We start from the raw sequence: 14,088 nt of genomic DNA on the forward strand, positions 1-14,088 counted from the left end.
CTGACAGAAGCCGTGGACCATGCAGGCGAAGTGCCAGCCCACCCCCCTCGCCGCTTGTGGGAACTCCACAAAGGTATCCGTGGACGTTCACTGTGCTCTGCCACACACCCCGGTCAGCCGGGGGGTGGCGGACGGCTGGGCGTCCTGGACCTTCTGGATGTCCTCCAGCCGGGGCCGTACCGGCTCCTCCGGATGGGCGACGGTCAGCAGGACCGCCTCGTAGAACGCGTCCCGCACGGCGGCCGGCATGACGTCGGAGGCGTCCAGGCAGAGCGGGACCCGCTGATCGGTGAAGCGGGTGCTGATCTCCCTGTCGACCTTGCCCTTCTTGGCCGGGACCGCCGCGTTCGGTGAGAACACCCCGCCCTTGCGCCCCCAGTCCTCCTGCGCTTCCCGGGAGGCGAGCCGCCTGATCATGTCACGGGCCCGGCCGCCCCGGCCGAACAGCGCGGCGAAGTCGGCCGCCACCTCGTGGGCCTTCACCGTGTACGGACCGCCGGGCAGCAGTGACGCCGAGTCCATGAAGCCTGCCTGCTCCTGGTGGTCCCCGTAGAAGGCGCGGGCGAAGGAGCCCTGGTGCTCCAGGTCGCAGCCGCCGCCGAAGAGCAGCCCGTGACCGCCGACCGGGCCCCGGTGGTCGGCGAGCAGCGCCCTGCGGGCGGCGTCCCGGTCCTGGGCGAGCAGCCCGGCCCAGGTGGTCCAGGCGCTGCTCACGCGCTCGTCGGTCCACTTCAGGTCGCCGGTCGCCCAGTCCTCGTAGAGGTTGGGGCCCGCCCGCTGGAGGATCAGGTCCTCGATCCAGTCGCTGCCGGGCCAGCCGGACGCGCCGTCGTCGCCCATGCCGACGCACCAGGAGCTCAGGGGCGCGGGAACCGGGTCCGGGGGCTCGTCCCCCCGGTACCAGACGATCGACTTGAGGTCCGCCTTGAGCGGCACCCACAGGTCGTCAGCTATGCCGCGCGCCCCGGGCCGCCACGGGTTCCCGTACTCTGCGGGCTCGTACAGCCCGCTCAGCGGCTGCAGCCGCTCCTCCTCTGCATACTCGACGAGTTCACCGACGCCCGGCAGGATCGCGATGTCGGGCGGATTGCCGGCCTGCACCGCGGCGAGCAGCACCTCGCGCGTCGCGGCGGTCCCCTGGTAGGTGTACGGGATGCCGAAGCCGTCCAGCACCTCCTTGAACTGCCGTTCCTGCTCGTCGGTCCACGGGCCGAGGATCGTCACCTTCGGCTCCTCGTCGCTGCCGCCGGGCGCCGAGAGCCCGCAGCCCCCGGCGGTCAGCAACAGCGCCAGGACGAGCAGCAGGGCGCGGGTCCGTCGGGTCATCCGGCCCTCCAGTAGTCGGCGTTGAGCCGCCGGCAGATGCCGACGGCGGGCAGCAGGACGATCAGCGCGCCGCCGCCGAGTACCCCGTAGTAGGTCCAGCTCTGCCAGCTCCGTGCGGCCAGCCCGCCGCGCAGGAGCGTGGACTCGTCGATGACGTCCCGCTGGGACTCGGCCAGGTGGTCCCGGTGGTCGTGGGCGCGCTCCTCGATGGCGACGAGCCGGTGGCGGGCGGTGTCCAGGCGCTCCTGGGTGGCGGTGGTCGCCCACAGCGGGACGACAGCCAGGGCGACGGCCGCCAGCAGCGTCAGCAGCAGCCAGGGATCGTGGCTGCGCCCGCAGCGCACGCGCAGTACCCACAGCGCCGAGAGTGCGGTCAGGGCCAGTACCAGCAGGCCCAGTTCGGCCACCGCCCAGCCGGTGCGCTGGAGGGCGCCCATGGAGCTGACCCGGTCGACGCGCTGCATCTGGTGCCGCTGCAGGACGTCCAGGCGCGGCACCACTCCGGTGCCCGGCCGGCTGAGGATGCCCTTGGCCTCCGCGAACTTCTCCCGCTGCATCCAGTAGTCGTCCACGTACTTGACCGAGCCGGGCGTCATCGAGCTGCTGTACGAGGTCAGCAGGCCGCCGTTGACCGTATCGAGCACGCCGCGGCCGCGTTCGCCGTCGATCTGTACGTCCGAGAGCCGGGACAGCCCCTGGCTGGCGGCGGAGAGCTGGTTCTCGTAGCGCGCGCCGGCGCCGCTCACGTTGTCGATGTTCTTGGCGACGGAGATCTGCGCCTCCTCGTGGGCGCGGAGCAGCGCGAGCTGGGTGGCGGCGACTCCCTGGACGGCGGGTGCGCCGCGGGTGCGCATCTCGCCGGCGGAGTTCTGCACCTCGCGGTAGGAGGTGAGCAGGACGGTCATCGAGACGAGTGCGGTCACCACCAGCACCACCAGGTGCAGTTCGAGCAGCCGTCTGGTGCGGGAGCCGCCGGTCCGGGTCCGGAAGGCGCGTGTCCAGCGAGTCAGCCAGGGCATCCCAGCCCCCTTCCGCAGGCGATGCAGTACTGGGCGTGGGCCCCGGCGGGGTGGTCGCAGACCGGGCACTTCACCGGCTTCCCGGCGAGCTGCTCGGGCAGGTCCAGCAGATGGCCGTTGGCGATGTTCAGCCGGCCCCGGCGCACGCTGTCCAGGTCCACGTCCGGGCCGATCCGGACCACGCCCCGGGAGCCGTCCAGGATCTCGGCCACCTCGCGCACCCGGGCCACGACCCAGCTGGCGCCGATCTCGTTGGCCAGCCTGACCGCGAGGCCCAGCTGCTGCCCGGCCTCCTCCCGGCTCAGCGGGTCCAGGGCGAGGAATCCCCGGTCCAGGGCGGCCCGCATCCGGGTGGCGACGTCCATCGTCTGGAGGGTGCTGCCCCCGTCGCCGCCCGCCCCGACCCCGACCGCGTCTCCGGGCGGCAGCCAGCGGACCAGGAGCGGGGCGATGGAGTCACCGACCGAGACGGTGGCCAGCTGCAGCAGCACGCCCAGGGGGTCGGTGCTCGCGTCGACGCCCAGGGTGAGGAGGTAGTCGCGGGTGCCCGGCTCCCACTGGTGGGTCGGGAAGTCGAACCGGCGCGGGTCGCCGGCCGGGTGCACCGCCTGGAGCGCCTGCCGGCGGGGGGCGGTCTCAGTCAGGGTCACCCCGTGCACCGCCGGACGCACGGCCACCGAGACGGGCAGTTCGGGGCTGCGGACCCGGCGCAGCCGACGCACGGCCTCCGTGACCGAGGGCTCGAACCGCTCGGGCGCGTCGACCGGGCTGCCGTGCAGCCGCTCGGCGACGGCGAGCAGCGGCGCGGGGTCCCAGTCGCCGCCGAGCGCGAGCACGTCCGCGGTGAACCACCCCGCGCAGCGGCCCAGTTCGGTGTTCAGCTCGCCGCCGTCCCGGCCGGGTTCGTCGAGGTCGGGGGCGGCCGCCCCGTCGTGGCTGCTCCCGTCGGTGATCAGCAGCAGGTGCCGTACGGGCAGCGGGCGCCGGGCGAACAGTTCGCGGGCTGCGGCGAGCCAGGCCTGGTACCCGGCGGGCGGCCGGTCACCGGCGGCCGGGAGGATCCGGCCCGCGCTGAACGCCGCCCGGCGCTTCTCCCCCCTGCCGGCCAGCGCCCACCGGCCGCGCAGCGGATAGCAGCCGCTCAGAGCCCCGGTCTCGTCGGCGCCGCCCAGGACGGTGAACGAGAGGCCGTCGGGCAGGGCCCGCAGGGCGGCGGCCAGCGCGCCGGCCGCCGCCTCCCGGCGCCCCGCCGCGACGTCCAGCGCGATGACGACGGCGAGTTCGACGGCGGGCAGCTCGTCGCTGGGTCCGATGCCGACCGCCTTGACCCGCACGTGGGCGTCGATCCGCGCGTCGCGGTGCGGCTGCTGATCGCGCCGGACGTCGACGGACACCTTGAGGCCGACGGGCAGCCGCGGGGCGGGCGACGGATCGGTAGCGCCCAAGGGGCTGCCTCCAGTTGAGTCGTTGCGGGCGGACACGGGGAACGGGTCTGCGGGCGGACACCAGGGCCGTTTCGGCGGGCGGGCGTCAGGAGCGGGTCTGCGGGCGGACCGCGTGCGAGAGGTCGATCAGCCGCTCGTACTCGGCCGGCGCCTGCCGCTGCCGGGCCAGCCAGCGGTAGCACTGCTCCAGCTCCATCCGGACGTCCCGTTCCCCGGGCACGGCCGGGGGCGGCAGGCCCGTCCGCGCCCAGCGCCCGCGTGGCTTCGGCCCGCCGGCCGCCGCCCGTACCGCGTCGAGCTTCCACTCGTACAGCTCGGTCCGCAGCAGCCAGGCGGGTTCGTCGCCCGCGACCACCGGGGGATGCGCACCCGGTGTGGGGGCGAGCAGGGCGAGGCAGGCGTCGATGTCCGCCTCATCGGGCAGTGGCCGCTCCCCCGCCGCGAGCCGCGCCGCCCGGATGCGGAAGGCGGCGATCCGCGCGACGGTGTGGTCGCGCGACTCGTCGGGCACCTGGTCGAGGACCTTGATCGCGGCGGCCCGGTCCCCGCGTGCCAGGGCGAGCCGGGCCAGCCCCAGGGCGGCGCCGACGTGCGAGGGGTTGCGGGCGTGCACGGCGCGGAACAGCTCGTACGCGGAGCGCCCGGCGGAGGCCGCCCCCTCCTCCCCGAGGTGTTCGACGCCGAGCTGTTCGGCGCCGTAGGCGAGCGCGAGCTTGGCCGCGTACTCGCCGGGCAGCGCCCGGTGCACGGCGGAGAACTGCTTCAGGGCCTCATCGAGCATCGCCCGCCGGTCGTCCAGCACATCTGCGCCCCGCAGCGCGACGAGCCCCCGGTGCCAGCTGAGCCGCCACTCCCTGACCGGTCCGGGGCCCGGTATGCCGGCCGCCGCCTCGACCTGTTCCCGGGCGGCCGCGAGTGCCTCGTCGCCCTCCTGGCCGAGCAGCAGCCGGGCGTTGTGCAGGCAGATCTCCACGGACCGCTCACCGCGGGAGGGCTGGGCCAGCGGCTGCCCGGGGTCGTAGCTGCTGACGCCGAAGCGGGCCGCCTGCGGGTCGCCGGGGTAGGGCCTCGGCACCGGCAGCCGGCGGGCGATCTCGGTCGGGGTGGGCAGCCCGGAGTCGAGCGCGGGCGAGCGGGGTGTCTCCCGGCGGCCGTGCAGCGGGCGGCGCAGCCAGTGCGCGTAGTCGGGCACCGAACCCAGCCGGACGCCGAGGAGTTCGGTGGACGGGGTGAAGTAGTCGGAGGGTTCGGGCTGGTCGCGTTTGCCGCGCAGGGCCCGGATCTCGCGCAGTACTCCGCGCAGTTGGCCCGCCATGTCGTCGGCGGAGCCGAAGCGGCGCTCCGGGGCGTGTGCCGTGGCCCGCTCCACCACCAGCCGGAAGGAGCTGATGCCGAGTCCCGGCACGTCGTCCCCGACCGCCCAGCCGGCCAGTTCGCCCAGGGTGACGCCGACGGTGTGCAGGTCGTGCGCGACGGTCAGCGGTTTGCCGCCGTCCATCTCGGGGGCGGCGAACCAGGGGGTGATCACCGGAGGCGGGTCGGTGGCACCGGCCTTGCGGACCCCGCCGAGGTCGATGACCTTGATGCCGTCGCGGTGGTGGATGACGTTGGACGGCTTCATGTCGCCGTACAGGAAGCCCATGCCGTGCAGATGGGCGAGGGCTTCCAGGATCTGGCAGCCGTAGGTGATGACGTGCTCGATGTCGAGGACGAAGTCGCCCTGCCTGGTCAGTTCGACGACGGCCGACAGCGTGCGGTCGCCGACGTCCTCCATCACGATGTAGCCGCCGGACACGGTGCCGTCGGCGTTGCGGGTGCTGACGAAGTCGCGGATCTGGACGATGCGTTCGTGCCGGATCGCGACCAGGCTGCGGCGCTCCTCACCGGCCTGGGCCGCGCCGCGCTCCGCGTAGCGGTTGAGGAGACCCTTGACCGCGACGAGGTCCTCCAGGTGAGTGTCCTGCGCCAGGTAGACCCAGCCCTGGCCGCCGTGGGCGATGGGGCCCCGGATCCGGTACTGGTCCTGGAGCGGCGGCCCGCCCTTCGTCAGCTCGGGGCGGTAGGAGTAGGGGGCACCGCAGCGGGGGCAGTGGCCCTCCTGCGGCGGTGACGCCGCGGTGTACGGCGGGACGAACGCCACCCCGCAGGCCTTGGCCGAGCACGTCATCACGATGCGCACCGGCCGCTCGGCCGCGCTGAGCCGCTCGGCCGGGGTGCCCGGCTCCAGCAGCGGGAGTTCGAGGAGTCCGGCGGGCCCGTGCTCCTCGGGGGCGGCGGGCAGCGGCGGAAGTCCGGGGTCCGACTCGTCGCGGCCGCAGGTGTCGCAGTAGCCGGTGGGCTGGACGGCCCCCTCGCAGGGGCCTCCGGTGAAGCGGCGGTGCGGGCACCGGATCCTCATGCGCGCCCCGCCGGACCCGGGCCGGTGCGCTGCCCCGGCAGCTCCGGGGGCCTTGACCGCGACCGCTCGTCGAGGTCACCGCGCAGCTCGCGTAACAGCTGTTTCAGCGCGGCCAGCCGCTCCCCCGGGTCGGCGACCGACCGCAGGGCGTGCAGCTGACGGCGGCGGGTGGCCGCGTCGACGGCGGGGCGGGGGACCAGGGACGCCGAGTCGAGCAGGCCGCTGAGCCTGACCCACTCGCGCTCCGAGCGCTCGGTCCTGCGCACCAGTACCTCGGCCCGTTCCTCCAGGGCCGGTACCAGCAGGTCCCGGCCCACCGCGTCCAGCGCCGCTCCCTCGCCGCTGCGGAAGATGACCAGCAGCCGGAATCCGAGCGCCCGCACGCGCGTCAGCAGGGAGACCAGTGCGCCCGGGTCCGGGTCCTCGTCCAGGCCGATCACGGCGAGCACCGGGCCCGAGCCGGCCGGGGAGCCGGCCAGCGAGCGCTCCGGCTCGTCGCCGCCCTCCAGGAGCCAGTCGCGGTAGGCGTTGCGCTGGTGGCGGGGCGGCCGCAGCTGCCTCACCAGTGTCTCGACGAGCTCCTCCGGCCGGGTGCGCCCGCCCCGGTGGACGAGGTGGGCCCGGTGGAGCTGGTGCTGCAGCGTACGGTCCCGGCCGCCGCCGTGCGGGACGACCCCGACCCGCACGGCGGGCTGGTCGACGCCCGCGAACCAGGCGCGCAGCCGCTCGGACAGCCCGCTGTCCCAGCCGTCGGGCCCGCTCAGTTCGGCCACGAGCGGCACGAGTTCGGCGATGCGGTCGACGGGGATCATGTACGAGAACGCCAGGTCGTTCTCGTCGGGCAGTTCCAGTTCCAGATCGCCGCGCCAGCTCACCACCAGACCGACGACCAGGTCGGTGCCGGCTCCCTCGCCCCGGGTCTGGACGGCCGCGCCGCTGAAGCCGGGGCGTACCACCTCGACGTTCCGGCCGGCGTCGAGCTGCACCCACGCACCGTGCAGCCCGCTGATCCGGCCGGTCAGCCACATGCCCTCGTCGAAGGCCTGGGAGTAGCCGCCGATCCACACTTCCTGGCCGCGCTCCATCCGCCGCGCCAGCCGGGCGGGGGCCGCCTGCGGGCGTGGGCTGTCCAGCGCGAGCACGGCGATGTCCTCATGGGCGTGCCCGTCCCGGCCGGGCAGCCAGCCGTCCGGTGCGACCCGGGCGGCGACCGGCGGGATCGCGGGGCTCTCGGCGAACTCCACCCACATCCGGGCGTCGGCCTCCCCGACGACGTGCGCGCAGGTCAGCATCCGGTCCTGGGTCAGCAGCACGCCGGCCCCGCACACCTCGCCGTCGGGACCGCCGCGGCGTAACCGGAGCCGCCAGTCCGCTCTCAACTCCCCCATGGCTCCTGAGCGTACGCGTGCGACGGCGGTCCTTCCCAGACTCCCGGCAGACTCCACCCGCCGGATCGCGCGCGAGGAGCTACCGGAGGTCACACCTGAGGGTGGCCCCTGCCTTCCCCGGATCGACGCCCAGCACCAGTCGCCGGCCGGTGGCGCGGACCTCGATGCCCGGGTCCGCGGGGACGGCCTCGCGCACCGTATGGTCCCAGACCACCTCGAAGGGGCTGCCGCTCCGGTCGGGGCCGCTGATCCGGATCGTGGCGGTGCCCCGGCGCTCGCGCAGGAGGACACTGGCCGGTCCGGTCGAGGAGAGCCGCCCCGCCGGGCCGGGCTGCCAGAAGTTGGCGGCGGTCAGCCCGAGCGAGCGCACGGCGACCGCCTGCACGGCCGGGGTGTTGGCGAGGACCCGCAGCCAGTGCCGGTCGGCGGCGCGGGCGGCGACGGTGCGCCGGGAGGCGCCGGGCATCAGGAGGTAGAGGTAGCCGGCGTCGGCCGGGTCGGTGCCGTGGTCGAGCCAGAGGGTCTGCCAGTGGCGGGTGCGCTGTTCGGCAGAGCTGGTGGTGTTGATGTCGGACCAGGCGCCGGTCCGGGCCTCGCGCAGGGTGCGCAGTTCGGCGCCGCCGGGCAGCACCCAGCCGCCGTGGCCCGCCAGATGGGCCCAGCGGGGGCGGCGGCGGTCCTCGACGGTGAGGGCCTGCCCGTCCCCGTCCGGGCCCAGGTTGCGGTTGTCGACGACGGTCTCGACGGGCACGCCGTCGGCGGCGGTGATGCCCGCGCCGAGGCAGATGACCGTGTCGGCGGCGCAGAACCAGGACTTGCGGGCCTCCAGGGTGGAGTCCAGGCCCTTCACGTGCTGGCCGATCGCGGCGAACTCGCCGTCGTGCGCGCCGCCGGTCCAGCGCACGTCGGGCCGGGGTTCGCCCCACTCGCCGCCCGCCCGGTCGGCGAGCCGTTTGGTGGAGACGGTGGTGCCGGGCAGCCGGTACCAGTCGACGGTGGGCCAGAACCAGTCGGTGTACTGGTCGCCGCCGTCCCGGCCCTGCCACCAGTAGAGCATTCCGGCCCCGGTGTGCCAGCCGCGCGGGTTCTCGCCGTTGCCGCACTCGTAGGAGCTGATCCGCTCCGACGACATGGCGAGGTTCGCGACCCAGCCGGGGCGCCGGTGCACGGCCCGGTCCATCGCGGCGAACAGGGTGTGGCCGACGGGTTCGGGCGCGGCGGGCACCGGGGCGCCGGCCGCCGCGTGCAGCCGGGCGAGGTCGGCGACCCCGAACTGCGGGGCGGTGAGGACCGGGCTGACGGTGTCGCGTTCGATCCAGCCCTTGATCATGCCGTGCCACCGGTCGCGCTCGGCGGCGGAGGCGCCGTTCGCCAGGAGCGCGACGGCGGCGATCAGCCCCTGACCGTGGAAGTGGTCGCTGCGCATGACGTGGAGTTCGTCGCTCTTGAGGAGTCCGCGGCTGATGGCCCGGCCGTTGACGCTGTCCATCATCAGACCGTCGTGGATGAGCGGCGCGTAGGCGTGCTCGACGCTGTCCAGGATGACCTGGCGGCCCGGGTCGGTGACCTCCCAGGTGGATCCGGCCAGCAGGGCGAAGAGGCGGCCCAGGCCGTCGAGCATGACCTGGCCGTACGTGCCGGAGTAGGCGATCCAGGTGTGCTGGATGAACGAGCCGTCGGCGTAGAGGCCGTCGCCCTCGTTCACGTAGGGGAAGACCGGTGAGAGGGCGTCGCGGGCGAGCGCCGTCTTGGCGGCGTCGCGGCCCAGGATGCCGCGCAGGGCGACCGAGCGGCAGAGGTCGACCCGGTTGGCGCCGGTGGAGGTGCCGCTGTAGTCGGTGAGCGCGGTGTCGGGGATGAAGTGGTCGACGGCGGCGCAGGCGGCCTGCACGCGCTCCTCGCCCAGGTCGGGGCGGAGCACCGCGACGATGTCCATGAGCAGGCGCGGGCTGCCGATCTGCCATTCCCACCAGTTGCCGTACGGGGTGGTGGACGGGTTGTAGACGGTCGTGGAGAGGTGGTCGAGTCCGCGGACGATGTCGGCGAGCAGCCCCGCGTCCCCGGTGTGGCCCGTGCCCTGCTGGGCGTAGGCCTGGGTCATCGTCCACAGCCGGGTGTAGCTCCAGGTGATGCCGGACGGCGGGTCGAAGGTGTGCCCGGCCCAGAGCGAGTCGGCGGCGGGGGCCATGGTCGAGCGGAACCCGGCGGCGAGTTCACCGGTGCCGGCGAGCCGGGAGGCGTAGGGCTCGGCGGCGGGGTCGTAACCGGTGCCGAGCGAGAGCTCGTTCCAACGCAGCCGCAGCGTCTCGAACTCGTCGTCGGCACCGGCCGCGCGGGCGGCGGGCGCGAGCGCGAGGCCCAGCGCGGTGGCACTTGTGGTGGCGAGGAAGGTGCGGCGTGACCAGGCGGGCAGAAGTGACACGGGGCTACCTCCGGTGTGCAAGTGGTTTAGACCGGGCGGAGCTTGGTCTAGCACGCGCTTACTACGACGGGGAAGGGGCGGGCCGTCTTCGGCCCGCCCCCTCCCCTCATGGAGCCGGTCAGCCTCCGCAGTGGAAGCGGGCGCTGCCCCAGTCGGCGTGGTCGTTGCCGTTGCTGTCGCCGCCGTCGCCGACGACCAGTTCGGCGTACTTGGCGCCGGTGACGTCCGCCGTCAGCGACCAGGCGCTGTCGGCGGCCTTGAGGACCGGCGACTTCACCTTCTCGGTGCCGTCGGCCGTCACGGAGAACTGCACGCTGCCGGCGCTCTTCTGCACGTCGTCCACGCCCACCTCGGCGGTGAACGAGGTGCACTTCCCGCCCAGGTAGTAGCGGACCTTGGCGGGTGCGTGGGTGCCGAGGCCCTTCTCGTAGACCGCTCCGCCGATGGTCAGCGGGGTGCCGTCGCCGGTGCCGGTCTCGCCGTTGGAGAGGTCGCGCTCGACCGGTCCCCAGCCGTTCTCGGAGGCCGTCCAGTCCAGGTCACTGGCCCAGCTGTCGGTGGTGGGCGGCGGCGGCAGGGTCCGTACGGAGGTCTGCGCGCCGAGGGTGCGCCGTTCGCCGCCGACCGTGTACGCCGCCTGCGAACCCAGTGCGTACGTCCGGTACTCGGCATCCACCGGCGGGGTGACCTGCCAGCTCCCGGTGACCTTCGCACCGGCGGCGACCGAGTCGAAGGTGACGGGGCCCGCAGGCTCGGCGTGCCAGCCCTCGGGGACGGTCAGGCCCACGGTGACGCCGGTGACGCCGGTGGCCTCGTAGTTGGTGAAGCTCGCCTTCACGGTGTTGGCCGTGCCCGGCTCCAGGGTCTCTGCGGCCGGTGCGACGGTGAGCGTGCCGCAGGCGGCCTGCTCGCCCGCGGGGGCCTTGCCGAGGTCGGTCACGGTGAAGCCGTCGAGGGCGAAGTCGGCGCCCTCGGGGGCGTCGCCGCGCTTGCGCAGCCCGGTCCAGGTGTCGCCGCAGCCCGCCGTGACGGTCTCGGTGAAGTGGCCGGTGGTGTGCTGGGCGCCGATGGCGGTGGCCCGGGTCTCGACCGAGCCGGGCTTGCCGTCGGCGGTGATCCGGTCGTAGCCGTCGACCCACTCGTAGGCGCCGGCGTGGCTGGACTGGTAGTCGTACTCGACCCGGTAGCGGTGGCCGTCGGCCATCGGCACGGTCCAGGGCGTGGTCCGGTAGACGAGTCCGGCGTTCTCCTCGTGGGCCTTGAGGGACTCGCTGCCGCCGAGCACGTCGTCGATGAGCTTCCCGTTCCAGCCTGCCTGGGTGTACGGGGCGTGCAGCTGGGAGATGCTGGTGCGGGGGTCTGTGGAGCCGCCCGCGTCGCCCTTGAGGAAGGGGCCCCAGCCCTGGTCGACGTCCTCGAAGTCCTCGTACACGACGGTGTTCTTCTTCGTGGCCGGGGCGTTGGCGACGACGCGTACGTCATCGGCGCGGACGGTCGCCGCGCTGCCGCCGGCCGCCTCGATGCGCAGGGTGGTGCGCCCGTTGGCCGGGGCGGTGAAGTTCACCTTCGCGCGCTGGAAGTAGGTGCCGTGCCAGTCGGACGCGGCGACCTGGTCCTTGGCGGTGGAGCGGTCCACGGCGACGGACTTCCCGCCGGCCGACAGGGTGGTGTGCCTGGTCTTTCCGGGCTGGACCTCGATGAGGGCGGACGCGGTGTAGCGCGCGCCGGGCTTCAGCCCGCCGATGGACTGGGAGAGCGCGGCCGTGCCGGTGCCGGAGAGCTTCGCGCTGTTGCGGCCCTGGCCGTCGGTGTCGCGGACGGCGGTGCCGGTCTTCGACCAGTCACCGAGCCTGCCGTCGTTGAAGCCGGGGTCCTCGACCGGGGTGCCCTCGCCCCACTTGGCGTCGGCGGCCTTCGGTGCCTTGTCCGGGTAGAGGACGTAGGGCTGTCCGGCCTCGGACGTCAGCGTGACCTTCCCGTCCACGGGACGCACCGTGCCGGTCTTCACCCGGCCGTTGTCGGTGAGCTTGTAGACGGTGTACGTGCCCTTGGAGGGCACCGCCCAGCTGCTCGTGCCGCCGGACTCGCTGTAGTGGTACAGCTTCTTGCCGCCGTCCCAGGGCAGCAGGTAGTCGGTGCCGCTGAGCACCTTGCGGCCGTGGTCGTAGAAGGTCCGCTTCCCGTCCTCGACGCTGCCGCTGACTCCGCCGGTGAAGGTGATGTCGTTGCCGTCCCAGCGGGTGATCTTCTGCTGCTGGAGGTACTTGGCGGGCAGGTTGCGCTGCCAGATGTTGTCGTAGAAGGCGTTCCAGTCCGTCTCGCCGGTCCAGCCCTCGAACTCGTCGATCGCGCTCTGGCCGAGGACCGGGTCGTTGTTCCAGACGTCCTTCTCGTCGTTGCGGATGAAGCGGATGATCTGCGAGTTGAGGCCCTTGTTGGTGGCGCCGCCGTAGTCGAGGTCATTGGCCCAGTGCGACCAGAGCGAGCCGCGCTCGAACTTGTCGGCCCACTCGCTGGAGACGTTCCAGCCCTGCTTCTGGAGGGACTGGAGGGTCTTGTCGGCGATCCAGCCGTGCGTGTAGTAGACGTCGATGTACAGCATGCTGAGGTTGCTGTCCGTCTCGTCCCGCAGCTGCTGGAAGCGCCTGGCGAGGTCGCCGCTGTTGATGTCGCGGCGCTGGTCTATGTAGTAGCTCTGGTTCAGCCAGTTCCAGCCGGGCTTCGACTTGTCGACGAGCTTCTCGTCGAACGCCTTCGCCTCCGGGTAGGCCTCGGTGGCGTTGACGTGGACGCCGAAGGTGGCGCCCCACTTCTTGCCGTCCTTCAGGAGCTCGTTGAGGTCCTTCAGCCCGCCGGCGCGCTTGTTGTAGTTGCCGCCGTAGTCGGGGTGGGCGGAGTCGTGGCCCTCGGAGGCGTACCCCTTGAGCAGCGCGAGCTGTCCGAGGCCGTCGGTGGCCAGGGAGATCCGCTTGACGTCGTCGAGGGTGCGCAGGAAGGGGTGGGTGGCCTGGCTGGCGAAGTTGAACGGGATGTGGGTGACGACCCGGTCCGCGGTGTCCTCGCTGCCCGGTGCGACCACGCCGATGGAGCGGAAGGCGACGGCGCCGTCCTGCCAGTCGACGGACCTGTCGCCGTTGGCGTCGGGCGTGACGACGACCTTCGCCCAGGGCAGGTCGTCGCCGCTCGAAGGCTTCGGTGCGCCCTCGCCCCGGTAGGTCCACTGCCCGGACCAGACGCCGACCCGCGTCGAGCCGTCGTCGGCCTTGCGGGCCTGGTGCCAGAAGCGGGCGTCGTCACCGCCGGTGGCGCCGGCGGGCTTGTCGTACGAGGAGTTGGACTCGACGGCGGCCGCGAGCGATCCGGTATTGACGATCGCGTAGGTGCCGCCGACCGGTGCCGCGTCGGCCTTGGTGGCGTCGGTGACCTTCGCGAAGACGTCGGCGGTCCTCGTCGAGTCCGGGTCGAGCTTGGTGAAGGCGGTGGCGGCTCCGGCGTCGGTGCTCGCGACGGAGACGAGGTCGTGGCCGGGGATGTCGATCGTGCCGACCCGGAAGGCGGCGGTGTCGCGGACGGCGGTCACCTTGAAGGTGGTGGCGCGCCCCGAGACGGAGAGCGAGGCGTCGATCTCGACGCCGGGCAGGTCGGGGAAGGTCAGCGTGTAGCGGGCGGCCGACCTGGTGATCCGGGGCGCGCCCTTGAGCTTCACGTCGTGCGCGGCGCCGTTGAGGGTGACGGCGGTGACCGGCCGGGTGCTGCCGGACAGCTGATTCCCGGAGGCGCGGTCGGTGTACGTCAGGACGCGCGGGAAGTCGTCCGCGACGGCGACGGCGAGCTGCGCGGAGGCGATGACGGCGCCCGACGGGACGGCCGATGCGGCCGGGGCGGGCGCGGGGGCGGCGGCTGAGGCGGGGAGGGCGGTCCCCACCAGAGCCAGGACGGCGGCTGAGGCGGCGGCAGCAGCGCCCGCCGTAGTGAATCTTGGCGACATGTGCTCTGCGTAGTCGCCGTGTCCGGACACCGTCAACGACGTACGGCGCCGAGGGCCCCTCCAGTCCAACAACCGCTCTGCGTAAGTCCAAGTAAGCCCACG

At 73.5% G+C, this 14,088-nt stretch carries 7 protein-coding genes; all 7 read right to left on the reverse strand.

Translation table 11 applies throughout. From position 1 onward, the window contains the following. Nucleotides 1–87: 87 nt before the first annotated feature. The 7 genes from EDD93_RS00845 to EDD93_RS00875 all read right to left on the reverse strand — a co-directional run bounded on the left by EDD93_RS00845 (nt 88) and on the right by EDD93_RS00875 (nt 13,986). Nucleotides 88–1,326, reverse strand: coding sequence for an extracellular solute-binding protein (locus EDD93_RS00845; RefSeq protein ID WP_123523327.1), 1,239 nt, complete (start codon nt 1,324–1,326; stop codon nt 88–90). After that, nucleotides 1,323–2,345, reverse strand: a complete 1,023-nt coding sequence (locus EDD93_RS00850; protein ID WP_123523328.1) for a hypothetical protein — start codon at nt 2,343–2,345, stop codon at nt 1,323–1,325. The genes EDD93_RS00845 and EDD93_RS00850 overlap by 4 nt, the downstream gene beginning before the upstream one ends. After that, nucleotides 2,333–3,790, reverse strand: a complete 1,458-nt coding sequence (locus EDD93_RS00855; protein ID WP_185092182.1) for a hypothetical protein — start codon at nt 3,788–3,790, stop codon at nt 2,333–2,335. The genes EDD93_RS00850 and EDD93_RS00855 overlap by 13 nt, the downstream gene beginning before the upstream one ends. A gap of 85 nt (nt 3,791–3,875) precedes the next feature. After that, the gene (locus EDD93_RS00860; protein WP_123523329.1) at nt 3,876–6,188 is read right to left on the reverse strand and encodes a tetratricopeptide repeat protein; all 2,313 of its coding nucleotides are present in this window, start codon (nt 6,186–6,188) and stop codon (nt 3,876–3,878) included. Next, nucleotides 6,185–7,576 (reverse strand): serine protease, encoded by a 1,392-nt coding sequence (locus tag EDD93_RS00865; protein WP_185092183.1) that lies wholly within the window; start codon nt 7,574–7,576, stop codon nt 6,185–6,187. The genes EDD93_RS00860 and EDD93_RS00865 overlap by 4 nt, the downstream gene beginning before the upstream one ends. Before the next feature lie 79 nt (nt 7,577–7,655). Next, nucleotides 7,656–9,998 (reverse strand): polysaccharide lyase 8 family protein, encoded by a 2,343-nt coding sequence (locus EDD93_RS00870; protein ID WP_398902635.1) that lies wholly within the window; start codon nt 9,996–9,998, stop codon nt 7,656–7,658. A gap of 118 nt (nt 9,999–10,116) precedes the next feature. Continuing rightward, nucleotides 10,117–13,986, reverse strand: a complete 3,870-nt coding sequence (locus EDD93_RS00875; RefSeq protein ID WP_123527523.1) for an endo-alpha-N-acetylgalactosaminidase family protein — start codon at nt 13,984–13,986, stop codon at nt 10,117–10,119. Between the last annotated feature and the right edge of the window lie 102 nt (nt 13,987–14,088).

The sequence above is a fragment of the Streptomyces sp. 840.1 genome, from assembly GCF_003751445.1.
Lineage (GTDB): Bacteria > Actinomycetota > Actinomycetes > Streptomycetales > Streptomycetaceae > Streptomyces.